The 23954-nt window shown below is 55.1% G+C and carries 24 protein-coding genes and 1 tRNA gene; 16 read left to right on the forward strand and 9 right to left on the reverse strand.

What is annotated here, in order from left to right:
- Positions 1-225: 225 nt before the first annotated feature.
- The gene (locus QZR17_RS07110) at positions 226-363 is read right to left on the reverse strand and encodes a hypothetical protein (RefSeq protein WP_297129441.1); all 138 of its coding nucleotides are present in this window, start codon (positions 361-363) and stop codon (positions 226-228) included.
- A gap of 28 nt (positions 364-391) precedes the next feature.
- On the opposite strand from QZR17_RS07110, the gene QZR17_RS07115 reads away from it, so the two are divergent.
- Positions 392-1579 (forward strand): AIR synthase-related protein, encoded by a 1188-nt coding sequence (locus tag QZR17_RS07115; protein WP_297129444.1) that lies wholly within the window; start codon positions 392-394, stop codon positions 1577-1579.
- Complete coding sequence (gene prfA, locus QZR17_RS07120; RefSeq protein ID WP_297129446.1) at positions 1576-2658, forward strand: peptide chain release factor 1; 1083 nt, start codon at positions 1576-1578, stop codon at positions 2656-2658. Before QZR17_RS07115 ends, prfA begins: the two co-directional genes overlap by 4 nt.
- 199 nt (positions 2659-2857) lie before the next feature.
- Here prfA and QZR17_RS07125 read toward each other — a convergent pair whose 3' ends face one another.
- The 7 genes from QZR17_RS07125 to QZR17_RS07155 all read right to left on the reverse strand — a co-directional run bounded on the left by QZR17_RS07125 (position 2858) and on the right by QZR17_RS07155 (position 11099).
- On the reverse strand, positions 2858-4144 hold the full coding sequence (locus tag QZR17_RS07125; RefSeq protein WP_297129449.1) for an aminotransferase class I/II-fold pyridoxal phosphate-dependent enzyme: 1287 nt from the start codon (positions 4142-4144) through the stop codon (positions 2858-2860).
- Between the two features lie 454 nt (positions 4145-4598).
- A complete protein-coding gene (locus QZR17_RS07130) occupies positions 4599-5180 on the reverse strand; it encodes a sugar transferase (protein WP_297129451.1) in 582 nt (193 codons plus the stop codon).
- Positions 5181-5186: 6 nt separating this feature from the next.
- Positions 5187-5954, reverse strand: a complete 768-nt coding sequence (locus QZR17_RS07135) for a glycosyltransferase (protein ID WP_297129453.1) — start codon at positions 5952-5954, stop codon at positions 5187-5189.
- Between the two features lie 5 nt (positions 5955-5959).
- On the reverse strand, positions 5960-7273 hold the full coding sequence (locus QZR17_RS07140) for a UDP-glucose/GDP-mannose dehydrogenase family protein (RefSeq protein WP_297129455.1): 1314 nt from the start codon (positions 7271-7273) through the stop codon (positions 5960-5962).
- Between the two features lie 706 nt (positions 7274-7979).
- Positions 7980-8789 (reverse strand): hypothetical protein, encoded by an 810-nt coding sequence (locus QZR17_RS07145; RefSeq protein WP_297129456.1) that lies wholly within the window; start codon positions 8787-8789, stop codon positions 7980-7982.
- Entirely contained in the window at positions 8770-10074 is a 1305-nt protein-coding gene (locus QZR17_RS07150) for an oligosaccharide flippase family protein (protein WP_297129458.1), read from the reverse strand. The genes QZR17_RS07145 and QZR17_RS07150 overlap by 20 nt, the downstream gene beginning before the upstream one ends.
- Positions 10075-10085: 11 nt before the next feature.
- A complete protein-coding gene (locus QZR17_RS07155) occupies positions 10086-11099 on the reverse strand; it encodes an EpsG family protein (RefSeq protein ID WP_297129460.1) in 1014 nt (337 codons plus the stop codon).
- Between the two features lie 980 nt (positions 11100-12079).
- Between QZR17_RS07155 and QZR17_RS07160 the strand changes: the two genes are divergently transcribed.
- From QZR17_RS07160 to QZR17_RS07225, 14 genes are all read left to right on the forward strand, one after another.
- Positions 12080-12253: a hypothetical protein gene (locus tag QZR17_RS07160; protein WP_297129462.1), complete on the forward strand. Its 174-nt coding sequence runs from the start codon at positions 12080-12082 to the stop codon at positions 12251-12253.
- Between the two features lie 51 nt (positions 12254-12304).
- Positions 12305-13360, forward strand: coding sequence for a phosphate ABC transporter substrate-binding protein PstS (gene pstS, locus QZR17_RS07165; RefSeq protein WP_297129464.1), 1056 nt, complete (start codon positions 12305-12307; stop codon positions 13358-13360).
- Positions 13357-14226 (forward strand): phosphate ABC transporter permease subunit PstC, encoded by an 870-nt coding sequence (gene pstC, locus QZR17_RS07170; protein ID WP_296158673.1) that lies wholly within the window; start codon positions 13357-13359, stop codon positions 14224-14226. Before pstS ends, pstC begins: the two co-directional genes overlap by 4 nt.
- Positions 14223-15131, forward strand: coding sequence for a phosphate ABC transporter permease PstA (gene pstA / locus QZR17_RS07175; RefSeq protein WP_297129466.1), 909 nt, complete (start codon positions 14223-14225; stop codon positions 15129-15131). The genes pstC and pstA overlap by 4 nt, the downstream gene beginning before the upstream one ends.
- Positions 15132-15152: 21 nt before the next feature.
- The gene (gene pstB / locus QZR17_RS07180) at positions 15153-16019 is read left to right on the forward strand and encodes a phosphate ABC transporter ATP-binding protein PstB (protein WP_297129467.1); all 867 of its coding nucleotides are present in this window, start codon (positions 15153-15155) and stop codon (positions 16017-16019) included.
- Between the two features lie 12 nt (positions 16020-16031).
- Positions 16032-16715 (forward strand): PhoU domain-containing protein, encoded by a 684-nt coding sequence (locus QZR17_RS07185; RefSeq protein WP_296158676.1) that lies wholly within the window; start codon positions 16032-16034, stop codon positions 16713-16715.
- A 1-nt stretch (position 16716) separates the two neighbouring features.
- Entirely contained in the window at positions 16717-17532 is an 816-nt protein-coding gene (locus QZR17_RS07190; protein ID WP_297129470.1) for a response regulator transcription factor, read from the forward strand.
- Positions 17533-17541: 9 nt separating this feature from the next.
- On the forward strand, positions 17542-19290 hold the full coding sequence (locus tag QZR17_RS07195; RefSeq protein WP_297129472.1) for a HAMP domain-containing sensor histidine kinase: 1749 nt from the start codon (positions 17542-17544) through the stop codon (positions 19288-19290).
- A 418-nt stretch (positions 19291-19708) separates the two neighbouring features.
- Positions 19709-20026 carry a 50S ribosomal protein L21 gene (gene rplU, locus QZR17_RS07200; protein ID WP_296158679.1) on the forward strand — a complete coding sequence of 106 codons (318 nt, stop codon included), beginning with the start codon at positions 19709-19711 and terminating at the stop codon, positions 20024-20026.
- Between the two features lie 52 nt (positions 20027-20078).
- Positions 20079-20348: a 50S ribosomal protein L27 gene (gene rpmA / locus QZR17_RS07205; protein ID WP_296122000.1), complete on the forward strand. Its 270-nt coding sequence runs from the start codon at positions 20079-20081 to the stop codon at positions 20346-20348.
- 209 nt (positions 20349-20557) lie between these two features.
- On the forward strand, positions 20558-21139 hold the full coding sequence (locus QZR17_RS07210; protein ID WP_297129474.1) for a C40 family peptidase: 582 nt from the start codon (positions 20558-20560) through the stop codon (positions 21137-21139).
- The gene (locus QZR17_RS07215) at positions 21136-21846 is read left to right on the forward strand and encodes an HAD hydrolase-like protein (RefSeq protein WP_297129476.1); all 711 of its coding nucleotides are present in this window, start codon (positions 21136-21138) and stop codon (positions 21844-21846) included. Before QZR17_RS07210 ends, QZR17_RS07215 begins: the two co-directional genes overlap by 4 nt.
- Complete coding sequence (locus QZR17_RS07220; RefSeq protein ID WP_297129478.1) at positions 21830-22564, forward strand: RNA methyltransferase; 735 nt, start codon at positions 21830-21832, stop codon at positions 22562-22564. The genes QZR17_RS07215 and QZR17_RS07220 overlap by 17 nt, the downstream gene beginning before the upstream one ends.
- 5 nt (positions 22565-22569) lie before the next feature.
- Positions 22570-23244, forward strand: a complete 675-nt coding sequence (locus QZR17_RS07225) for a peptidylprolyl isomerase (RefSeq protein WP_297129480.1) — start codon at positions 22570-22572, stop codon at positions 23242-23244.
- A 90-nt stretch (positions 23245-23334) separates the two neighbouring features.
- Here the strand turns inward: QZR17_RS07225 and QZR17_RS07230 are convergent.
- Positions 23335-23410, reverse strand: a tRNA-Gly gene (locus QZR17_RS07230).
- Positions 23411-23954: the final 544 nt, after the last annotated feature.

The following is a 23954-nucleotide window of genomic DNA, read 5'->3' on the forward strand; positions in this document are numbered from 1 at the left end:
CAAAGGTAATCTCTTTTTCCTCCCCCTCCCAGCACATCAAAATGCGAATTAGCCCATCTGCCGACCCGGCTCCGCTGGAAGGATTTGATTTCATCCACTAAAGAGTTACCTTTGTGTGAGGAAGAGTCAAGAGAGTCTTCTGTTGCACCCACATCTACTCTTTACCTATGATGGCAAAGTATATGATGCGATCCGTGTGCAGGGAGATCGTAGGTGGCGAGGAGATCACCTACACCACCCCTGTGTAGCCTGTGGCACGGCCACAGACGAGGTCGCGGAGCAGATCAGAGCCTCGAGAGGATGGCTGACCTCGTCGCCCGACCCCTCAGCCTGATCCTCAGCACTCCGTATCTCCTTTGCCATATAGACAGTAAGAAGTAATAAGGAAATCATGAGCATGACCAACGTCAATCCCAACGAACTCTACCGCCGACGGGGTGTCTCCGCCGATAAGGAGGATGTCCACGCAGCGATCAAGAATATAGACAAGGGGCTTTACCCACAGGCTTTCTGCAAGATCATGCCCGACATTATGGGCGGTGACCCGGACTACTGCAATCTCATGCACGCCGATGGTGCCGGGACGAAGAGCTCCCTCGCCTACCTCTATTGGCGCGAGACGAGCGACCTCTCTGTCTGGCGTGGCATCTCGCAGGACTCCATCGTGATGAATCTCGATGACCTCCTCTGCGTCGGTGCCACGCAGGGGCTCCTCCACTCCTCCACCATCGGGCGCAATAGCCGGCTCATCCCAGGAGAGGTGATCAGCGCACTGATCAATGGCACGGACGAGCTCCTCGAGCAACTCCGTGACCTCGGTGTCGGGATCTACAATACCGGTGGCGAGACAGCCGACGTGGGCGACCTCGTCCGCACGGTGATCGTCGACAGCACCGTCTCCTGCCGTATGAGGCGTGATGAGGTCATCGATGCTGCCCGCATCTCTTCCGGCGATGTCATCGTGGGGCTCGCCTCATTTGGGCAGGCGACCTACGAGACCGCATACAATGGTGGCATGGGGAGCAATGGTCTCACCTCCGCCCGGCATGATGTCTTTGCCCACCACTATGCAGAGAAGTACCCCGAGTCCTACGATGACTGCCTTCCGGACGACGTGGTCTACGTCGGCTCGCACAGCCTCACCGACCGCGTCGAGGGGCTGGACATCGACTACGGACACTTAGTCCTTGCACCCACACGCACCTACGCTCCGGTGCTGGTGGAGCTGCTTCGTGAGCTGCGCCCGCAGATCCACGGGCTCATCCACTGCACCGGAGGGGCTCAGACCAAGGTGCTGCATTTTGTCAAGGGGAAAAAGATCATCAAGGACAACCTCTTTGACCTGCCCCCACTCTTTGACACCATCCTCCGCGATGGCAAGACCCCCGCGAGGGAGATGTATAAGGTCTTCAATATGGGACACCGGATGGAGGTCTACCTACCCGAGCAGTACGCAGCCGAGGTGATCGACGTAGCCCGCCACTTCGACATTGACGCACAGGTCATCGGGCGGGTCGAGGAGGCCGCCGAGAGCGTGGTAGTGATCGAGAGCAGTCTCGGCAACTTCGAGTACCGATGATGGGTCTGTCGGAGCAATTGGCTCCTCTACGTGCGAAGTTTCGCGAGGTGACCATCCGCATGACCGACCCTGAGGTGATCGGGGATCAGAAGCTCTTCCGCAAGCTGAGCTTGGAGTACAAGGACCTCAAGGAGATCGACGACAAGGCGGAGCAGTATGAGTCGCTCCTCGGGCAGCGCGATGAGGACGAGAAGCTCATCGCCGCCGGGGAGGATGCCGAGCTGACCGATCTCGCCCGGGAGGATCTCCGAGCGATCGAGGAGCAGCTGCCCGAGCTGGAGCAGGAGCTGAGGATGCTCCTCCTCCCTAAGGATGAGGACGACTCGCGCGATGTGATCATGGAGATCCGCGCCGGCACCGGTGGCGATGAGGCGGCACTCTTCGCCGGGGATCTCTTCAAGATGTATCAGAAATACTGCGCTGAGCAGGGCTGGAGCTGCCACGTCACGTCGATGAACGAGGGGACGATGGGTGGCTTCAAGTCGGTCATCTTCACCGTCGAGGGAGAGAAGGTCTACAGCCGGCTCAAGTACGAGAGCGGTGTCCACCGCGTCCAGCGAATACCGGTGACCGAGTCGCAGGGACGCATACAGACCTCCGCTGCTACCGTCGCCGTACTGCCACAGGCAGACGAGGTGGACGTGGAGCTGAGGAGTGAGGACATACGCACCGACATCTTCTGCGCCTCCGGTCCCGGCGGGCAAGGGGTCAATACCACCTACTCCGCCGTCCGGCTGACCCACCTCCCCACCGGCATCGTGGTGCAGTCGCAGGACGAGCGCTCCCAGCGGCAGAATATGGCTAAGGCGATGGAGGAGCTCCGCACCCGCATCTACAATCAGGAGCGGGAGCGACAGGAGGCGGAGCGCGCCTCCGAGCGGCGCTCCCTCATCTCCACCGGCGACCGGTCCGAGAAGATACGGACTTACAACTTTCCCCAGAGCCGCGTCACGGACCACCGCATCGGACTATCGATCCACGACATAGACAGCGTCCTCGATGGCGGCATCGGTCCATTCATCGAGGCCCTCACCACGGAGGACAACCTCGAGCGAATGAAGGGCAGTCCCGCCACCTAATTAAGTCCCCCAGTAAGACTAGTCCCTATGGGCTGCAGTGAGACCATTCGGCACAGGCTAAGCCCTTTTTGTTTCCACAGGGTGGATTACTTCAGCGCCCTCGCATCAGTCCCACTCTCCTCTGTACAATACACCGCACCCAAGCTCCTCCTCTGAGGCTCGGGTGCGGTGTATTATATTAGGACTTCAGAGGCGTTACTTACGCCTTGATCGCCTCGCGGATACAGTCGACGATATAGTGGACATCATCGTCCGAGACATACGGACCTGCAGGGAGGCAAAAGCCGACCCGGAAGAGCTCCTCCTCCACCCCGCCCGTGTAGACGGGAGCGTCCGCATAGACAGGCTGCTTATGCATCGGCTTCCAGAGGGGGCGACACTCTACCTTCTTCTCCAGCATAAAGGCGCGGAGAGCCTCCACATTGGCATTAGGCTGGCAGTCGGTCGTTGCCGACTCCACCTGATGGATCACCCCAGCGGCGCCACCAACAGCGGTTTTGATCACCTGCTGGTACGCATTCTCCTGTCCCTTGACCCGAACCTCAGGATCGATCGTGGCAGCGCAGAGCCAAAAGTTGGCGTCATACCGCTTGTCCTCCGGCTGACGGTGCATCGCAATCCCCGGCACGTCTGCGAGTAGCTCCTCATAGAGCGCCTGCACGTGCTTGTGATGAGCGAGGTGGTCACCCAGCACCGTCATCTGTCCGCGACCGATACCGGCACACACATTGGAGAGTCGATAGTTATACCCGATGGCGGTATGGTGGTAGTAGGGATAAGCATCGCGCGCCTGAGTGGCATACCACATGACCTCCGTCGCATCCGCCTCCGAGCGGCAGATCAGTGCTCCTCCGCCCGAGGTGGTGATCATCTTATTTCCATTGAAGGAGAGGACACCAAATTTCCCAAAGGTCCCCAGTACCTGACCACCAAAGCGGGAGCCCATACCCTCAGCAGCATCCTCCACCACGGGGATACCGTACTTATCCGCTATCGCCATGATCTCATCGATCCGGTAGGGCATACCATAGAGCGCTACGGGGACGATCGCCTTGGGGTAACGCCCGGTCTGCTCCTTGCGCTCAAGGATCGCCCTCTCCAGCAGAGCCGGATCCATATTCCAGGTCTCCCGCTCCGAGCCGACAAAGATAGGCTTGGCACCAAGGTAGGTGATCGGGTGCGAGGAGGCGCAGAAGGTGAAGCTCTGCACCAGCACCTCGTCGCCGGGACCCACACCGCAGCCGATCAGCGCCAGGTGAACCGCTGCCGTACCTGCTGACAGGCAGACCACATGCCGACCCAGTGGAGCCGAGTCGTCCGACTTGCTGTTGACAAACGCCTCTAAGTCCTTCTCAAAGGCATTCACATTCGGGCCCATCGGCACCACCCAATTGGTGTCAAAGGCCTCCTTCACATACTTCTGCTCCAGCCCCTCCTCACTCATGTGAGCGAGGCAGAGGTAGATCATCTTTCTCTCTTCCGTCATATCATCTTATCTAAAGTAAGTGTAAGGATGAAAGCGCTCATCATCTTCTCTCATAGTAAGAACAAGCTGGTCTGCTCTCGCTCCACACATACACATACATTGATGGTTTATCTACTCTGATCTCTCCACAAATATAATGAAATCAGAGGTTATGCTCCACGTCAAAATCAACCCTGCAAGAGATCAACTCCTGTGTTAAGAATGGGAGAAACCATGACAACCTCCCCTATGGGAGAGTTAATGGCTCAATAGAGCTTTCTCTTTCGGTTGCAAAGATACCACGCCCGCACCCTCCGATTGTCTCTTATCTGCACTTAGGGGCAAATTCAGTGCAAATACAGCCACTGATTGTTAATATGGTATGTCTTCTCACGCAGGCAAGGTAATGTCTAGTAAGTGGAGTCAACGGGGGTAGTAGTACCACGACTATGACTCATCTCTATCGCTGAGCTACTCACCCAAAGACGGTCTGAAAGATATACCGGATATCCTTCCGGAAGGACCAGTGGTAGTAGTACTCCTTATTGATGCGAACCTTGTCCGGGAAGATCACGGTGTCATTGTAGGTCTGAGGGTCATCTACCCCGGCAAGGAGCTCCTCTTCGTTGCGATACTTTAGGGATGCGGGGCCGGTGATCCCCGGACGTAGCTTCAGTATCACCCGATCCTCACCCACAAGTTTGTCTGCATATCCGGGCACATCTGGTCGGGGACCCACGAAGCTCATGTCTCCTACCAGCACATTCCACAGCTCCGGAAGCTCATCCAGCTTGTACTTACGCAGTTTGGCTCCAAGCGGGGTGATGCGAGATTCCCCGGCAACAGAGACACTGCTACCACCATGAGCCACACTCATACTGCGAAACTTCACCATCGTGAAGAGCTTGCCATCCTTCCCTACTCTCTTCTGTCTAAAGAGTACCGGTCCCCCCGGCATCTTTAGCCGAATCAACAACGCCACGAGAAGCAACAAGGGGCAGAGAACAATCAGCCCCAATAAAGAAAACACTCGGTCAAATAGCCACTTGAACCACATAAAAAGTCATAGTCTATGTGTTATCCTTTTTCTGACTGCATGATAAGCATATCCGATAAAGCATATAATAGACTTACACAGTGATAGTCCCTCCACATCGCGATAAACTCTCCATACACCTGCAGCTGCCTTCAGTTTGTTGTGAGAGATTGAAGTGCTAACGTTACGATAAGATGCTAGGGGTAAGTCAAGCCCGTAAGCCACCACTCCTTGACGGAGAATGCTAAGCCATGTCGCCATATCCTGACGCTTTCTGAGGAGAGGCATTCTGAAGTCACCTACGACATCACGGTCAACGATTACAGTCAGACAACCAATAATGGTATTTCTCAAGTACTGGTTGTAGGTGAGTGTTGCCGGTACTCGGATGAGATTATTTCTCTCACCATTCTCACTGATAGTCTCGTAAGCTGTAAATGATAAACCAGCAGACTTAGATGACATAAAAGCGAGCTGTTTCTCCAGCTTGTCCTCTGCCCACAGGTCATCACTGTCTAGGAAGGCAATGTAACGACCAGCAGCATGCATAATAGAGTTATTCCTTGCTACAGCAGCACCACTATTCTCCGGCAAATCAAAGAGTTTGATCCTTTGATCATCTACTGAAATACTCTTCACTAGATTTCGGGTGTTATCAGTACTGCAATCGTCAGTAATGAGCAGTTCCCAGTCTGCGATAGATTGTGCTTGGACTGACTTTATTGCCTCTATAATGAAGCGCTCCGCATTATAGCATGGCATAATCACGGATACGAGTGGAGAGTTTATTGCCATACTCTTTAGTGACCAATATTCAGATATGCAAAACCATACTCAGCCAGTCGGGACTTATCAAAAACATTTCTTCCATCTATCACGAGAGGATGATTCATAGATGACTTCAGACGGCTCCAGTCAGGCATCCGGAACTCACGCCACTCCGTCACATGGAAGATGGCATCTGCATTTTCCGAAGTCTCATAGATGTCCTTAGCATATGTAATGCGATCTCCAAGTCGCCTCTTGGCCTCTTCCATGGCTACAGGATCATATCCGCTGACGGTGCATCCAGCACTGATCAGAGACTCCACTAACACAAGTGCCGGAGCCTCGCGCATATCATCTGTATTAGGCTTGAAGGAGAGCCCCCAGAGAGCAACTTTTTTCCCCTTTATATCGCCGTTGTAATACTCTCGAAATTTATCGAAGAGGATATTCTTCTGATCATTATTCACCTCCTCTACTGCTTCGATCACTCTCATTCGATAGCCATTGTCCTTTCCTGTTTTGATGAGCGCCTTCACATCCTTCGGGAAGCATGAACCACCATAGCCACAGCCTGGGTAGAGGAACTTATTCCCGATGCGAGTATCTGACCCTATGCCCTGACGAATCATATCAGGGTTTGCCCCTACACGCTCGCAGAGATTAGCGATGTCATTCATAAAGCTAATGCGTGTAGCAAGCATGGCATTAGCAGCATACTTCGTCATCTCGGCGGATGGGATATCCATAAAGATGACCCTGAAGTTATTCAGGAGCATAGGTTTGTAGAGATCGGTCATAAGGAGCTTTGCCCTCTCACTATCGACACCTACCACCACACGATCGGGTTTCATAAAGTCATCGATAGCATTCCCCTCCTTCAGAAACTCAGGATTAGATGCCACATCAAAGGGAACATCTACTGCACGTTTGTCGATCTCAGCCTGTATGGTGGCGCGGACTTTCTCAGCTGTGCCCACTGGTACAGTACTTTTGGTGACTATAAGTTTATAGTCCTTGATGTTCTGACCGATGGTTTTTGCTACTTGGAGGACATACTTGAGGTCTGCCGATCCATCCTCATCTGGAGGAGTTCCAACGGCAGTAAATACGATTTCCACACCTTCTAACACCTCTCGCAGATCGGTGTGGAAGTGAAGTCGTCCCGCAGTTACGTTTCTCGAGACTAAGGTGTCGAGCCCTGGCTCGTAGATTGGGATAATCCCACTCTTGAGGGCCTTGATCTTTTCTTCATTGACATCAATGCAGGTAACATCTGTACCGAGTTCTGCAAAGCAGGTTCCCGTCACAAGACCTACATATCCTGTCCCTACGATTGCTATCTTCATATCTTATATTCTTGTGCCTATTTAGTTTTAACTCAATCAATGCAACAAAAAAGCAATCAATGTTTTCTCAATATTCGTCTGCTCACAAAAGAAAACAACCAATTCCATATGGTATTGCTGTCCTTAACAACAGGAACGATAGATCTTCCATTGACTAGCTTATACTGCAAGTCCTCGTGCTTCGATCTGCCACAATAAACGAAGCCGACTCTTTCAATTCCAGACCAACTCGCTCTGTTATTCTCGGCCACACACATATATATGGGCAGATTGTGTGGCACTAGATCTTCAAGTATTTTTGTGAGTAAATATGGATGAAGCAATTTACCCCTATATTCAGGCACGGTATAATCCGGTCCAATATGCACACCCCCACCTAGTCTATAAACAAAGTCAAGGTGCGGGAGACCAGTAGAGATATGGGAATATGCGATCTCCTTATCGGTTTTTAGATCAACCAGAGAATACCGGTAGTAAGAAAAGCCCGAGAATATATGCCAGAACAAATTGGTGAAAGAGTGACAAGGAGCTCTTTTCTTCACCACGATTATATCATTATATAGTGGCACAACAGGATTGATTTTCTCGATTCCAGGGCGAAAAATGTATATCCGATCATTGTCTATACAAACACGGCTATTATTCATGTTGAAAGATGACAAAAAGTGAATGAGTCAGTAGGGTCATATCGGGAAGATGATGTCTCTTACCTGTCACTGATCGATAACTGATATAACGCCAAGAGAGAGTACAACATAGAACCGGGCTTTGCCAATCGTCTAAATGGATAAATCAGCGAAAGCAATAATCGCAGCCATGGCTGGAAGTATGCTTGACATTTGCAATAAGCACGCCTAAACTGAAGCTTTTCGACCAAAAAATCCTGCACATTGCTGTGCTCCGATAAGGACTTTGCACCAGCATCAACATAAAGAAAGCCCCGATCCCTGAGGTAGTAGTTTACAATCGAGTAGTTCAGTCCATAAGTAGGATTGTGCTTGGTATACCGGTAGCTCAAGCTCTCCCTAGCCATTACTGCATTGTCATCAAAGACAATAATCGACTCCCACATAGCAGGCTCACCTGACTCCTTATCGTACCCAATCCAGAAATCCCCCCCCTCTTCGAACACCATATCTACATACTCAACAAACTCGCCCTCAGACAATGTAGGCTTTATCCCAAGACGGACAGATCTCTCGCAGAATAATCGGTATCCGCACCTCAAAATCTCATCCTTGTCCACGATCTTGTACTCATATACGGATAGGCTCTTACGTAGATTTTTCCTTGTACTTTTGGAGGGAAGCTCATCTATCTCGATCGGATGATCGATAATGATGTGCCACATATCCCCGTGATCTAACTTGTCAAAGTCGTAAATACTTCGCAGATACCAAGCGTTATACTTCTTGAGCAGCTCATGGACTTCATCGGCGGACAGTCTCTCTCTTTGATACAGATTACCCTCGTAAGTCACGCTCTTTTTGTACGACTTATATTTCAGATGATACATATTTCTTGTGCAGGTTGTGAATTAGTAAACTCCAAAAGACAATGGGCAATACAGCCATAGTTATACTGCTGTAAAGGTACCACTTTGCGCACTCATAAACAGAAGAGGCCGTCAGCAGCCCTCCCACGAGTATCATGGTTCTAGCGGATACTATGATGAGATTATACGGTTTTTCTGATACGGCGTCTAGGGGATTCCGGTACAGAAGGTAGATTGCGCGTGGAATAAGAGAAAGAGCAAAGAATACGGTGATACTTGCCACTTCCATAAAATCATCACTGAATAAAATCCTGATGAGCGACTGATCAAAGGCAATAATCAATGCTGCACCTACTGCCGATAGGATCAAAAAGAGGATGGTAGCAATACGCATAATTAGTCTGATCTTTGACCACTGTCCATCCTTAGATAGCTTTGAGACTCTCTGAAGGAAAACGCCACCAGTGAAGGCAAAGAGCGGCGCTATTGTCAAGGGTAGTGCCAACCCTGCAGAATAGATACCAACACTCTTTAGATCAAAGCGAGACAGAATAATCGTCAGTGGGATTACGTCCTGCAAGTATAAGATGACATCATGCAACATCCTGGAGAATCCGTAGAGAAATAGTTTCTTAATGGCACACCGAAGAGCATATATCTTGTGTCTTATCCATCCAATATCATAGAGAAGTTGCCTGACTTTAACTACAGAATAAAGCAACACAGAGAGGTACGAAGCGAGCACTACGCCATAGACATCCTTCCGAAAGAGAAGAGTCATGACGAGACAGATCGTGCTACATAAGATCTGTGAGCTATTGTACTTTCTGAAGTCTCCAACTCCTTGGTAGTAGGAGAAGAGCGTATTACTAATAGCCTGGGCAACAGCGAATAAAAACGTAACACACAGGGTGAGGAGTGGTAGTCCTCCTACACCATCCTCTCCAAATAACAGACGCCCCAACTCCTCAGGGGCAATCAGCATACAGCAGATACAAGGTATGGCGTAGAGGCAAATCACAAAAAGAGCCGAGCAGAGTAGCAGTTGTCTCATCTTGGAAGACGTACCACCTTGCCGAGCGACATACCTTGGGAGAGCAATCGTCATACCACCTGTTAGTACTGAGGACAGTACGCCTCCCGCTCTCTTAATAAGACTAAACAGGGCAAACCCAGCCACTCCGGTGTATATGCTGACAACCTTGTTTACGCCAAAAACGGAGATAAGCATTGCTACCTGGGCAAGCCCCACGTAGAACACATCTCTCGTCAGTTTATAAGACAAGGCTCTCTTGATCAACGACATCTTCAGAGCAATTACTCAAGCAATATATCAACATTCGTTAGCATTAGGCGGGTCGCTGTAAAAGTAAAGGTTGGCAAAATCAGCACCAAAGAAAGTATAGCATTCAATATGCATCGCTGACGGTAATAGTTGATATACTTCACTGAGTACATCATCATCAAGGGCAAAATAAAAAGGCCTATCCTTTCATAGTACAGGGATGTCCCCTGTACCCAATACGCAGTAACGGCAATGACAAGCAAATAAAATATCGTGAGTATGTCCTTTCTAAAATCAATCCTATTCCCGAGCATACGCCACGTATATATGCAAAAGGAAGCACTTAGAATAATAGTCAGCAAGTAGAGGATGTTAGAGTTTGATCCTGTATTTTCCAGATAGTCTGTCGCAAAGAGCTTAGGGGACAACACCACCATTACTGCCAGCATAAGAGAGTATAAGTACCCCGGCACTTTCTTCTGCTGAGACGCAATCCATACAGCACCTACAAACATCAGGCTCCCACTATGGATGAGAGCGGCAACCATCAGAAGGGCAAAAAACTTCCATTGCTTACTATATGAGGCAGATAGAATGTAGAGAAGAAAGACACTTGCAATATACTGTCGATAAATATTCTGCAAGTCAAACACACCTATGAAGCTTACATAGAATAGTGGAATAAAGTAATAGGGCAGACCAATGTTTTTCCGAATCCTTATCATCAGAACAAATGAGACCACATCCCATACAAAGAGGATAACGTATGGACTTATTCCCGCTGCATAGAATAAGGAATTGGTGCCCCAAAACAATATATTCTTCAGATAGTATGGTGTTGATAGCATTTCTCTAAAGCCAACCCTCATACTCTCAATATAAACCAACATATCGGAGTGAGGATTAGCCCTGACAACGAGAGACAGCACAACTAAAACCACAAAAACAAGAAAGTCTCTCTTAAAAGAGGCCTTTCTGTAATCATTGACTGCAAACACCAGAGTCAATAGCGATAGGACTATGTATGCAATGTACTCGTATGACATAAGAATAATATACTAACGAGTCTGTAACACGAGAATCCATCCAGACATACACAAACATCTAAACTGCAGTAGGCTACGGTAGATGAGGATGGTATAGATGATCAGATGGAAGGAGGAATTGAGGACATTGATCACCTCAAGTGAAAGAAAGTTCTCGAGTATGAGTCGGTGCCCTTTGGCTGTGGACGAAAGTCTGCGGAGAGGGTTGTTATGAGACGAGAGTTCACCCATTGACTATCCTATGATTTATAGCCAATGTACCTCCGCGCCAAGAGTCCCGTCCCTTCGTTCTCCTGCCTAAGAAAGTGTCCCTCACTCGCCTCATGGTGTATTATCTTCTATTATCGCCCCAAAGGTACCATTAATAATTGATCTTCACATACCCACCGACCGGTCGGACAGACGGGAGAGGGCTCCCCACCGATTTAGCTGCAGTGTACCCCGTCCGAGGAGAGGTTTTTCTAATACCGATATTAGAGTTTTCTAATACCGATATTAGTGTCGCCTAATATCGGTATTAGAAATTTGCTTGAAGGGGGGGTTGTCTCAGCCCCATGCGCAACCTGTCGGACGAGTCGGACGGCGCAAAGAATAACCATCAATAGATGGCATGCCTGCATCCGGAGGATGCTCCTTCCATAGGCATCGGTCATCGGCACTTCGTGTCTCGACCGATGCCTAAGCAAACATATATATGCCTCGATCCCTTGGGGTGACCGGGAGGGGGATGACTGCTCGGCGACTCCCTGGCGGGGTCGAGGGGATTTGGTGGGTATCTGCACATCGGTCACCGCTTCGCGGATGACCGATGCCTAAGGAAAGAGCACCCTAAGGGTGCAATCCCCCGTGCGCTATCTTGTCGGACAAGTCGGACGGCGCAAATAACTCCAGGTGGTTACCTGGAAGGTCAGGCAAGCTCGGCGATACCTGGACGGGAGTGCGGGTGCGTTGCAGATCGGTCACCCGCAAAGCAGTGACCGATGCCTACGGAGATTGCACCCCTCCCGGGGTGCAATCCTCAGCCCGGTAATGCACGCCTGTCGATCCCGGAGGGGCGTAGCCCCTCCGGGGTGCGCCTCCCCGTCTGTCGATCCCGGAGGGATCACCCCTCCTCCGTAACAGCAATGTCACACGAGCGTAACGGCAAGGTATAACCGCCTCGGTACCTTTGTCGCAAAGAGACAGATACTCATACATTATATATTGTGGCAAAGCAATTTCTGATCTACTCCTTGCTGGGTCTGGCGCTCCTTCCGTGGCTTAGCGGCTGCGCCGGCTCGAAGACCCTAAGCGGTGCCGGAGCGACTTTCCCTGCCCCCTTCTACATCGAGGTGGCGAAGCAGTATGGCGATGCGGAGGGCATCCATGTGAGCTACGGCGGTGTCGGCAGCGGCGCCGGTCAGCGCAATCTGGCCGAGACGACGGTGGACTTTGGCGGCACCGACGAGTTCCTCTCCGACGAGAAGATCGCCAAGGCCATGCCTATGCCGATCATCCACATCCCCACGTGCATCGGTGGCATCGTCATCGCCTACAACCTCGAGGGCATCGAGGAGCTTCGGCTCACGCCTGAGGTGATCTCGGGGATATACACCGGGCGGATCACGGAGTGGAATGACCCGGCGATCCGGGAGCTCAATCCCGACCTCACCCTGCCCGACCAAAGGGTGATCCCGATCTACCGCACGGACGGCAGTGGTACCACCTTCGTCTTCTCGAGCTACATGAGCAAGGTCGACTCGGTGTGGCGCGAGGAGCTGGGCGCTGCCAAGACGCTGGATATCAAGGTGGGCAATGCCGCCAAGGGCAATCCCGGCGTCGCCGGCGTGATCTCCTCCACCCCCGGTGCGATCGGCTACATCGGCTCGGAGTACTCCATGGCTCTTGGCATCCCCGCAGCAGCAATCCGCAACCGCTCGGGGCACTTCATCGCCCCCACGATGGAGAGCATCTCCCTCTCCGCCAACCTAAGCGACTTCCCCGATGACACGCGGGTGATGATCGCCGACAGTCCCGACCCTGACGCCTACCCCATCAGCACGATGACCTGGCTCATCGTCTACAAGGAGCAGAGCTATGGTCACAGGAGCCTCGAGAGCGCCCGACTGCTGCAGGACTTCCTCTACTACATCGTCGGCGAGGAGACGCACGAGGCGGCGCGCAAGACCCACTACGCCTCCCTCCCACCCCTTGCCCTTGAGAAGGCGAGAGCCGTCATCGCCTCCATGACCTACCAGGGTAAGCCCCTGAGCGAACCATGAAAAAAGACCGTTTCTTCAACACCCTGCTGACGATCGTCGGCATCGGGTTCATCCTCCTTACTGCCGCAATCATCTACACGCTTGCCTCGATGAGTGGTCCCGCAGTGAGCCACTTCGGCTTCCTCGACTTCCTCTCAGGTAGCGAGTGGAGCGACAAGACACAGAGCTACGGCGCCTGGCCCTTCATCGTCGGCACGCTAGAGACCTCGCTCCTGGCACTGCTCCTCTGCATCCCCTTCTCCCTCGCCGTGGCGCTCTTCTCCGGTGAATACTTTAGGGGAAAGAAGATCGCCGCTGTCGTCAGCTCCGTCGTGGACATGCTGGCGGGGATCCCCTCGATCGTCTATGGTCTCTGGGGCTTCTACACCATCCGCCACCTGATGATCGTCTGGGGGTGGAGCGAGCAGGGCTTCGGCGTCATCCTCGCCTCGATCGTCCTCGCGATCATGATCATCCCCTACGCCTCGTCGCTCTCGACCGAATTCATCTCCATGGTGCCGGGAGAACTGAAGGAGGCCGCCTATGGCCTCGGGGCGACCCGCTTCGAGGTGATCAAGAGCGTCTCCCTCCCCGGTGCTGCGTCGGGCATCTTTGCCGCCTACACCCTCGCCTTTGGCCGCGCCCTCGGTGAGACGATGGCAGTGACGATGCTGATCGGGAATACGAGCAACATCCCCTTCACCCTGAGTGAGAGCGGGGACCTGATCGAGACCGGCAATACGATGGCATCGGTGATTGCCAACCAATTTGGCGAGGCGACGGGGCTGAAGCTCAGCGCCCTCTTCGCCATCGGTCTGATCCTTTTCCTCATCACGGCGCTGATCAACTGTGCCGCCAAGGTCATCATATCCAGACTTAAGCCATGAGCAGCAGCCACAACTCCCTCGAGTCCTTCGCCCAGAGGCCGACACACCAGCAGCGCCGCCGTGCGGTCAGCCGGGTCGCCTTTGTCCTCGTCTGTCTCCTCAGCATCGCCACAGCGATCCCGCTCCTGGCAATCCTTATCGAACTGATCACCAAGGGCTGGCATCAGCTCAATCTCGACTTCTTCACCAGCGTCGTCCCCTCCTCTATCGAGGCGATGCTGGCCAAGCAGAGCGGTCAGCCGATCCCCGGTGGTATCCTCAATGGCATCGTCGGCACCCTCATCATGGTGGGTCTTGCCTCGCTCATCTCGATCCCCTTCGGACTCCTCGGCGGCATCTACCTCCACATCCATAGGGGGAAAAAGATGGCGACCCTCGTCCGCACGCTTGCCGACATCCTCCAGGGCGTGCCGTCGATCATCTGCGGCATCCTCGTCTACATGTGGGTGGTGCGCGCCATGCACAGCTACAGTGCCGTCGCTGGAGCGGTCGCCCTCGCACTGATGATGATCCCGATGATCACCCGTAGCACTGAGGAGGCGCTCAATATGCTGCCCGGCTCCCTCCTCGAGTCGGGGCTCGCCCTCGGCAGCTCCTACACCTCCGTCATGCTTCACGTGCTGCTCCCCTCCGCCATCGGAGCGATCATCACCGGGATCCTCCTCTCCATCTCCCGCGTGATGGGGGAGACGGCACCGCTGATGGTCACCGCCCTCGGCGCCACGTATGTCAATCTCGACGTCACCAGCCCCACCTCCGCCGTCAGCCTCCTGATCTGGGAGTTTTACAACGACCCTAACCTCGTCGACCTGATCTGGTCTACCGCCCTTTTCCTCCTGATCCTCATCCTGGCTCTCAACCTGACCGCCAAGACGATTGCGGCAAAGCGGGGCGTGAAGAGATAAATGAAATAATCTTAGATTTGTATGTCCACTACCACCAATAGCTCCACGAAGGTCATGAGACAGCCCGGGAGTCAGATCCCCATAGCCGACAAGATCCTCTCGACCCACCGGCCGAGCCAAGAGGAGGACCTCACCCCGATCATCGAGGTGCGCGACCTCTCCGTCTCGTACACGCCGGAGAAGCGGGCGATCAAGAGCATCAATTGCTCCTTCTACGAGCATCTCGTCACCGCCGTCATGGGGCCCAGCGGGTGCGGCAAGAGTACCCTCCTCAGGGCGATCAATCGCATGCACGACCTCTACCCCGAGATCCGTACCGAGGGTCAGATCCTCCTCCACGACCGCGACCTGATGCAGATGAGCCCTATGGAGGCGAGGCGAATGGTGGGGATGGTCTTCCAGCGGCCCAACCCCTTCCCCACCATGTCCATCGCGGAGAATGTCCTCGCCGGGTACAAGCTCAATGGCATCCACCTCTCCAAGGATGAGCGTGAGGAGGTGGTGCAGACCTCCCTCGAGAGCGTCGGCCTCTGGGAGGAGGTGAAGGATGTGACCCACCAGAGAGGCTCCTTCCTCTCCGGAGGACAGCAGCAGCGACTCTGCATCGCACGCGCCCTCGCCCTCCGGCCCGAGGTGCTGCTGATGGACGAGCCCACCTCCGCCCTCGACCCCATATCCACCAATACCATCGAGGAGCTGATCCTCGAGCTGAAGGAGAACTACAGCATCATCATCGTGACACACAATATGGGTCAGGCGGCTCGCATCTCCGACAAGTCTGCCTTCATGTACCTCGGTGAGCTGATCGAGTACGACGACACTCAGAGGATGTTCACCACCCCGAGCGACAAGCGCACGGAGGACTACCTCACCGGAGTATTTAGCTAAGCACCACACACCATGAGTACCAGTATCATTAAGGACCGAAAGCTCGAGATCGTCCACAGCCAGTACGAGCTTATCTCTAAGGTCACCCTCCTGCAGCTGGCTATCCTGCGGAAGCTCTTTGCCGGTCCCTTTGACGAGGAGCTCTTCGAGGAAGCGGACACCAATGAGCACGTCATCGACAGACTCGAGATCCGCATCCGCGAGGAGGTGGCGTACACCATATATATGTTTGCCCCCAAGGCGGAGGACCTCCGGCGCATCATCGCCTACCCCGACCTCACCACCAATCTGGAGCGCGTCGGCGATATGGTGATGAATGGCGTCTATATCGCCCGCGACCTCGACTTCACCTCCGACTTTATGCACGAGTACTCTCGGCGGCTGCTGCAGATGCTCGACGACACGACCGAGATGATCCGGTCGGCGATCATCTCCTTCTCCACCATGGACACCGAGGTGGCACATCAGGTGATCGATGCGGACGACAATATCGACCGCCAGCAGCGGGAGATCATCCGGCTGATCACCACCGAGGGTGCCGATAGGGTGCACAGCGAGGCAGAGATCCGGGCTCTCCTGCAGATCCACACCGTGGCGCATAACCTCGAGCGCATCGGGGACTCCGCCACCAACCTCGCCGAGTCGACCATCTACTTAGTCGAGGGGACGGACGTACGACACGAGTTTGAGGAGTGAAATGAAGAGAGACAACACGCCCCGCTCCCTCTCGGAGACCGACAGCCCGGCAAGGATCCTCATCGTCGATGACGAGGACGATATCTGCGAGATCGTCGCCTTTCACCTCGAGCGGATAGGCCTCCGGACCACCTCCGCCTCGAGTGCCGAGGAAGCGCTGCGGCTGATGCAGGCAGAGGACGACCCACACTACTTTAGCCTCATCGTCCTTGATGTGATGATGGAGGGGATGTCAGGCTTTGAGATGGCGGAGGAGCTCCGTGGCGAGGGGTGCGAGATCCCCATCATCTTCCTCACCGCCAAGAGTGCTGAGGACGATCTGCTCCACGGCTTCACCGTCGGCGGAGACGACTACCTCACCAAGCCCTTCTCTGTCAAGGAGCTGGTCGCCCGTGTCAAGAGCGTCCTCCACCGCACCGCTGCTGCCGAGCATGAGCCGGTAGAGAGCGACCGGATCGAGGTGGGGCCGCTCGTCATCGATGAAATCGCTATGACCGTCTCCGACGGCAGTCACCCCTTTGACGTCACCAAGACGGAGTACGACCTCCTCAGGATGCTCGCCACTGCTCCCGGCCGGACCTTCACCCGACAGGAGATCCTCGACCGGGTCTGGAGCCGAGAGAGCTTAGTCCTCGACCGCACGGTGGACGTGCACATCGCCCGCCTCCGGAAGAAGCTCGGCAAGTACGGCACGATGCTCTACAATCGAGTCGGCTTTGGCTACGGTCTCCGACCGATGACCCTGGATGAGATCGAGGCAGAGCTCGAGGGCGCTGACGAGGATAGCGAGGAGGCCGAGCAGCGCTCCAAGCAATAGAGAGACACCATGAGCGGCTCCACATCCCTCCCTACGAAGAGGAGCTATGGGCTCCACTTTGTCCTCACCCTCCTCTGTCTCGCCCTCACCCTCCTCTGCTGGAGCAAGTATAGAGATGCCTCCTTCGCGGAGAAGCAGCACCTCAGGGAGAGCAGCAACACTCTCGCCACCTATGCTGACCTCATAGCGCAGAGTCACCACACCCTTCCCGTCGATGACCTCTTCGCCCTACTCCCCGATGGGATAGAGGCTGAGCTGGTCGACTCCTCCCTCCGCATCACCGCCGCCACCGACACCACACGGGTGGGGAGACAGCTCACCCTCACGGAGGACCCAGAGCTTAGGCTCGCCTACTACAACCACAGCGGCGACCACCTCAGCCCCACAGAGGAGAGCGACACCGCGGATGGGCAGCTCCACTACGCCCTCTACTGCGATGGGCACTACATCCACCTGACCCGACCCTACCGGGAGCAGCCGGCGACTGATCGCAAGATGCTCTGGCTCGCCTGCCTCCTTCCCTCTCTCCTGATCCTCCTCGGTATGCTGGTAGGCACCTTCCTCAGCCTCCGAGCCACCGACCGCTCCGTCAGCGGGCTGAGACGACTCACCGCCGCTCTGCGCCGCGGGGAGCATATGGAGGGACCGCTCTTTGCCGACGACGACATCGGCACCCTCGGCGAGGAGCTTCGCCGGCTCTTCAGCGAGAGCGAGGCGACGGTGCAGCGGACGGAGGAGATGCGGCAGCACCTGATCGCCCTCTTTGACCTCTCCAAGATCGGCATCGCCCTTTTTGACAGCAGCGGGACGACTCTCTTTGCCAATACCCACTTCATCCAATTTGCCAGCATGATCTCCTCCCGGGCGCTTCCGCTCGAGAGCCTGTCCGAACTGCTCACGGAGGAGAGCATGCAGCCTATCGGAGACTTCATCGCCTCCTCTCCCGGTGGCGAGGAGCGGAGCCGCAGAGCGATGATCCCCTCGGGGAGCCACATCTTTGAGGTAAAGGCCTTCCGCTCAGCGTCGGAGACCTTTGACCTCACGATAGAGGACGTCACCGTATCGGTCCAGACGGCGCAGCTCAAGCGCGAGATGACCAGCAATATCACCCACGAGATACGTACGCCCCTCACCTCCATACGAGGCTACCTGGAGACACTGCGCTACAGCGACCTCTCGCCGGAGCAACAGGCCGCCTTTACCGACAAGGCCTACAGGCAGGCGGAGCGGCTCAGCGCGATGATGGACGACATCCGCCTCATCAGCCAGATGGACGAGCGGGAGGCGGAGGAGTACCGGATGGAGGAGCTCGACCTCGGGCTCATCGTCGAGGAGGCGCGCATCGCCTTCGCCGACCGTATAGAGCAGAGTGGTGACCGCTTCGTCAATGAGATCCCCGACGGGCTCACCATCCACGCCAATAACTCCCTCATCCACTCTGTCTTCCAGAACCTCATCGAGAACTCTCTCCGCTATGCCGGCGATGGAGTAACGCTCTGCTTCTCCTGCTACCACCGGGACGATGAGTACGTCTACCTCTCCTACTACGACACCGGGCGAGGGGTACCGGAGGAGAAGCTGGGGCGTATCTTCGAGCGCTTCTACCGCATCGACTCCGGCCGCACACGTGACCGAGGTGGCTCCGGACTGGGGCTCAGCATTGTGCGAAATGCGATACGCCTCCATGGCGGACAGATACAGGCGCGGAGGCATTGCCCCGAGGGCGGGCTCGAATTCCTCTTCACGCTCCACAAGTGACCCGCAATGGTAAGGTGGATTGTTTTTATACCATAACTATAGCCTACACTTTCGGTCAAGAAGAGACAGAAAGAGACTCTGTGAGACAATCCACTCCCGTGGAGGTGGTATATTTGCGCCACAGAAGTTTCCGTATGAGTCAGGCAGTCGGGACGATGGGGTCTACCTCTGCTTCTCCTGCTACCACTGAGACACCAGCTGCGCTGACCTCCCCTTTGATTTCGGTCTTCGGGGGCTACGAAGTGAGCACCCTCTACAGCCGAATAGGGGGCTAAGCTCAGGGGTCACACATGGTGAAGACTTTAGGATGTCAAAGGAAATCAGTACCTTTGCAGACGAAATACTCCGCATCGGGTCGTGTAAGCAGGTGCCCATAAGCCCCTCACCCGCCGGGTATCACTCTAAGAACTAAAGCAATATGTACGGAATCGTAGAGATTCAGGGACAGCAATTTAAGGTCGAGGAGGGCAGCAAGCTCTTCGTCTACCACATGAAGGATGTCAAGGAGGGCGACACGGTAGACTTTGACCGTGTAATGCTGCTGGACAACGAGGGCAACGTCACCGTAGGCGTGCCCACCATCGAGGGCGCTAAGGTGACCTGCGAGGTGGTAGAGCCTCTCGTCAAGGGCGAGACGGTGCTGGTCTTCCACAAGAAGCGCCGCAAGCGCTACCGCAAGCTCAATGGCCACCGTCAGCAGTACACTCAGCTGCAGGTCAAGTCTATCGTAGGCTGATCTGAGACAGTCAGTTATTTACTCACTCTTTAGACTATTTCGAATACAAGATATGGCACACAAGAAAGGTGTAGGTAGTACCAAGAACGGTCGCGAATCGGAGAGCAAGCGCCTCGGCGTCAAGAAGTTTGGCGGCGAGGTCGTCAAGGCAGGCAACATCATCGTCCGCCAGCGTGGCACGCGTCACTATCCCGGTGAGCACGTAGGTATGGGCAAAGATCATACTCTCTATGCGCTTACCGATGGAGTGGTAGCCTTCCGCACCACGACGGGTGACAAGTCGATCGTCTCTGTAGAGGCGAAGGACATCGTCGCCAACTAACCACTACTCGGCTTCACTCTGCAAGACGATACCTTACTGACATAGGTCTCGATCAGATAAGACTAAGCCACTTAACTCACAAGCGTATGCCCGTCACTATTCTCCTTATGAGATGAGTGCTGAGCATACGCTTCTCTCTTTTTTCAGCACCTTACCCTATAGGGAAAGAGCCGATGCGTCTCGCCCCACACACGGATCACTACTCAGCTATGAAAAGAAACCCACTCTATCTCATCGCCGTCGCACTGATGTTTGTCAGCACCACCTCCTGCAGCGTCACGAAGCGACCGATCAGCTCGCTCTACTTTGCTGAGCAGGCCTCGGAGGCTGCAGCGACGCCCTCCCCGGAGATGGTGGCTCTCAGCGAGAGCATCTCGAGCAAGCTCGGCATGGAGCTCTCCTATCCGGAGAATGACCTGGGGCTGTATGCCTTCGTAGCGGACTGGCTGCGCACGCCGTACCGCTTTGGCGGGATGTCCCGGAGGGGGACCGACTGCTCAGGCTTTGTCTATCGGCTCTATGAGACGGTCTACGAGACCAATATCGGTCGTCAGTCCTCTGCCGACCTGATGAGCCGGACTGAGCGGGTCTCCCGGGATGAACTGAGGGAGGGCGACTTGGTCTTCTTCAACATCCGCAACAGGCGCGGTGGTCGCGCCTCCCATGTGGGGGTCTATCTCGAGGACGGGAAATTTGCCCACGCCAGCACACGCAGCGGCGTGATCATCTCCCGTCTCAGCGAACCGTACTACCGCAGGACCTACCTCGGAGCAGGAAGGGTAAAGAAATGACGATCTCACCCCTACCCCCCGAGGAGCCAAAGCTGGTCCTCCTCGATATGGACGGCGTCTTGGTCGACTCGATGCCGATCCACGACTATGCCTGGCGAACTGCGGCAGACAAGTATAAGCTCAAGTACGAGGAGGGAGAGTTTTTCCGGGCTGAGGGGATGAAAGGGAGGGATACCATCAGCCTCCTCTACCGGAAGACCTACGATGCGGAGCCGACAGAGGACTTCATCGAGGAGGTGTACGCCTACAAGACACACCTCTTCGAGGAGAAGCAGACCGAGCTCCTACACCCCATCCCCCATGTGCACGACCTGATCCTCTACCTCAAGGAGGTGCGAGGGATCGACCTCGCCGTGGTCACAGGCAGCACGACAGCCAATGCCCTCTCGAGGACAGGGACCTACTTTGAGGGACTCTTCACCGAGGAGCAGCTGATCACGGCAGATAAGGTGGAGAGGGGGAAGCCTGACCCGGAGCCCTACCTCCGGGGGATGAACCTCACCGGACACAGTGCCGGTGAGACGCTAGTGGTGGAGAATGCTCCGCTGGGGGTCCGCTCGGCCGTAGCTGCCGGAGCCTTCACGGTCGCCGTCACCACCGGCCCCATCCCAGAGGAGTTCCTCAGGTGCGAGGGGGCAAATCTCATTTTTCCCAATATGCGGGCACTGCTCGCCTGGTGGCGCGTGACCTATGGAAAAGCTGTCTGAGAGGGAGAGCAAGCTGATCCGCTCCCTCAGGCTAAAGAAGAATAGAGACGCCTCCGGGCTCTTTGTCGCCGAGACAGTCAAAGTGGTTGAGGAGATGCTCCCCTACTTTGACGTAGAGCTGCTACTCGTCACCGCACCGACCGAACTGTCTGTAGACGAGACGAAGATGCGCCTCGTCAGCGAGCGGGAGATGAAGAGAGTGTCGCAGCTCGAGTGTCCCTCGGACTGCCTCGCCCTCCTCAGGATCCCCGCTGCCCAAGCGGTCCGACAGCTCAAGGGGCTGGTGGTGGCGCTGGACGAGGTGCAGAACCCGGGTAACATCGGCACGATCATCCGTCTCTGCGACTGGCTCGGCATCGGCACACTCCTGATGAGTCGCGGGTGCGCCGATCCCTACGGGGCTAAGGTGGTGCAGTCCACCGCCGGCGCCCTCGGTGCCCTCACCATACACTACGACATAGACCTCGCCGCCACGCTGACCGACTTCGACGGGCCGATCATCGCCGCCGACCTCGACGGCAAACCTATCGGCCAGGCTGAGACACCCCGGGAGGCGGTGGTGCTCTTCGGTAACGAGGGGCACGGCTTCCGTCCCGAGGTGAAGTCACTCTGCACAGAGACCATCCTGATCCCCAAGTCGCCGACAGCGGCAGGAGACTCGCTCAACGTCGCCCTCAGCGCTGCCATCATACTCTCCCACTTCTCCCGGATCATCTAAAGCTTATGAAGCCACACGCCCTACCCTTCACTCTCCTTCTCACCCTCCTCCTCTCACTCACCGCTGCTGCACAGGAGGGGAAGCCCTCCTACGTCCGCTTCAAGACGAATAAGGGGGACTTCGTCATCGAGCTCTACGACGAGACACCGCTCCACAAGGAGAACTTTCTCTCCCGTGTAAGGGAGAGAGCCTACGACGGGACCACCTTCCACCGCGTGATCCGCAACTTCATGGCACAGGCCGGAGGGGGACTTAAGGGTGGCAAGGATCCCAAGGGGACCTACATCGACTCCCTCAGTCACGCCACCATTGCGGCGGAGATCCTCTACCCCAAGCTCTTCCATAAGCGGGGCGCTGTCGCGGCAGCCCGCGTGGGGAATGACATCAATCCCGACCGGAGGAGCGATGGACTGCAATTCTACATCGTGATGGGGCAATTTTACCTCGAGGGGGAGCTGAAGCAATTTGAGAGCGAGGAGCACCCGATGCCCGAGGAGGTGAAGAAAGCGTATATGACCGAGGGGGGCACGCCTCACCTTGACGGGGAGTACACCGTCTTTGGGCAGATCGTCTCCGGGATGCGCACCATCGAGAAGATCTGTGCCACGGAGACGGATGAGGGCGACAAGCCCCGGAAAGAAATATACATCCGATCGGCTCGCGTGGTGAGCCACCCCTGAGTCTCTCGCACCGGGGACTTGGTCTCCAGCTGAGGAGGGAGCAAAAAAAGACTGTGCCCTCTCGGTGATGAGAAGGCACAGTCTCTAAAGTGGAGCGGAAAGCGGGGCTCGAACCCGTGGCCTTTGGCTTGGGAAGCCAATGCTCTACCAACTGAGCTATTTCCGCATATCTATCTCTCTATGGGGCAAAGTTAGCCATTTTCCCCCATTCCCCCAATAGCCAAGAAGGACAATAGAGCAATGAGAGAGGGGCGAAGTGGGAAAAACATTGAAAGACGCATTTTTAATCAGGAAGTGACAGGAAGAGGCACGAAGAGACAACCTCTCCTGCGGAGGTAGTATATTTGCACTGTCAAGTCAGGGTAACACCCTAACAGTGTCGAGGCAAGAAGCCCGGATCACACGCACACACAACTTATATTTATACGACCTCGTAAGGGTGTCGCACTTAGGTGGACTGATGGGCACCCGCAAGGGGTCCTTCTCACCCATATCACCACTATGAGCTGAATGGTTTTCCGTACCACTTACATATTTGCCGACTATGGCGTGTGTCGGCAGCGGTGCAGGTCTTCTTTTTCACCCCACCATTTTAACTTGCAGGGAGTGATAAAAAAAAGGCGGAGAGCCGGCTAACTGCCTGCTCTCCGCCTTTGTCGGGATGACTGGATTCGAACCAGCGACCTCACGCCCCCCAGACGCGCACTCTA

The sequence above is a fragment of the uncultured Porphyromonas sp. genome, assembly GCF_900541275.1.
Taxonomy (GTDB): domain Bacteria; phylum Bacteroidota; class Bacteroidia; order Bacteroidales; family Porphyromonadaceae; genus Porphyromonas_A.

Excerpts from the sequence above, each read along its gene's own strand:
- QZR17_RS07110 (WP_297129441.1), bottom strand. The coding sequence starts at position 363 with ATGGCAAAGGAGATACGGAGTGCTGAGGATCAGGCTGAGGGGTCGGGC.
- QZR17_RS07115 (WP_297129444.1), top strand. The coding sequence starts at position 392 with ATGAGCATGACCAACGTCAATCCCAACGAACTCTACCGCCGACGGGGT.
- prfA (WP_297129446.1), top strand. The coding sequence starts at position 1,576 with ATGATGGGTCTGTCGGAGCAATTGGCTCCTCTACGTGCGAAGTTTCGC.
- QZR17_RS07125 (WP_297129449.1), bottom strand. The coding sequence starts at position 4,144 with ATGACGGAAGAGAGAAAGATGATCTACCTCTGCCTCGCTCACATGAGT.
- QZR17_RS07130 (WP_297129451.1), bottom strand. The coding sequence starts at position 5,180 with ATGTGGTTCAAGTGGCTATTTGACCGAGTGTTTTCTTTATTGGGGCTG.
- QZR17_RS07135 (WP_297129453.1), bottom strand. The coding sequence starts at position 5,954 with ATGGCAATAAACTCTCCACTCGTATCCGTGATTATGCCATGCTATAAT.
- QZR17_RS07140 (WP_297129455.1), bottom strand. The coding sequence starts at position 7,273 with ATGAAGATAGCAATCGTAGGGACAGGATATGTAGGTCTTGTGACGGGA.
- QZR17_RS07145 (WP_297129456.1), bottom strand. The coding sequence starts at position 8,789 with ATGTATCATCTGAAATATAAGTCGTACAAAAAGAGCGTGACTTACGAG.
- QZR17_RS07150 (WP_297129458.1), bottom strand. The coding sequence starts at position 10,074 with ATGTCGTTGATCAAGAGAGCCTTGTCTTATAAACTGACGAGAGATGTG.
- QZR17_RS07155 (WP_297129460.1), bottom strand. The coding sequence starts at position 11,099 with ATGTCATACGAGTACATTGCATACATAGTCCTATCGCTATTGACTCTG.
- QZR17_RS07160 (WP_297129462.1), top strand. The coding sequence starts at position 12,080 with ATGCCTACGGAGATTGCACCCCTCCCGGGGTGCAATCCTCAGCCCGGT.
- pstC (WP_296158673.1), top strand. The coding sequence starts at position 13,357 with ATGAAAAAAGACCGTTTCTTCAACACCCTGCTGACGATCGTCGGCATC.
- pstA (WP_297129466.1), top strand. The coding sequence starts at position 14,223 with ATGAGCAGCAGCCACAACTCCCTCGAGTCCTTCGCCCAGAGGCCGACA.
- pstB (WP_297129467.1), top strand. The coding sequence starts at position 15,153 with ATGTCCACTACCACCAATAGCTCCACGAAGGTCATGAGACAGCCCGGG.
- QZR17_RS07185 (WP_296158676.1), top strand. The coding sequence starts at position 16,032 with ATGAGTACCAGTATCATTAAGGACCGAAAGCTCGAGATCGTCCACAGC.
- QZR17_RS07190 (WP_297129470.1), top strand. The coding sequence starts at position 16,717 with ATGAAGAGAGACAACACGCCCCGCTCCCTCTCGGAGACCGACAGCCCG.
- QZR17_RS07195 (WP_297129472.1), top strand. The coding sequence starts at position 17,542 with ATGAGCGGCTCCACATCCCTCCCTACGAAGAGGAGCTATGGGCTCCAC.
- rplU (WP_296158679.1), top strand. The coding sequence starts at position 19,709 with ATGTACGGAATCGTAGAGATTCAGGGACAGCAATTTAAGGTCGAGGAG.
- rpmA (WP_296122000.1), top strand. The coding sequence starts at position 20,079 with ATGGCACACAAGAAAGGTGTAGGTAGTACCAAGAACGGTCGCGAATCG.
- QZR17_RS07210 (WP_297129474.1), top strand. The coding sequence starts at position 20,558 with ATGAAAAGAAACCCACTCTATCTCATCGCCGTCGCACTGATGTTTGTC.
- QZR17_RS07215 (WP_297129476.1), top strand. The coding sequence starts at position 21,136 with ATGACGATCTCACCCCTACCCCCCGAGGAGCCAAAGCTGGTCCTCCTC.
- QZR17_RS07220 (WP_297129478.1), top strand. The coding sequence starts at position 21,830 with ATGGAAAAGCTGTCTGAGAGGGAGAGCAAGCTGATCCGCTCCCTCAGG.
- QZR17_RS07225 (WP_297129480.1), top strand. The coding sequence starts at position 22,570 with ATGAAGCCACACGCCCTACCCTTCACTCTCCTTCTCACCCTCCTCCTC.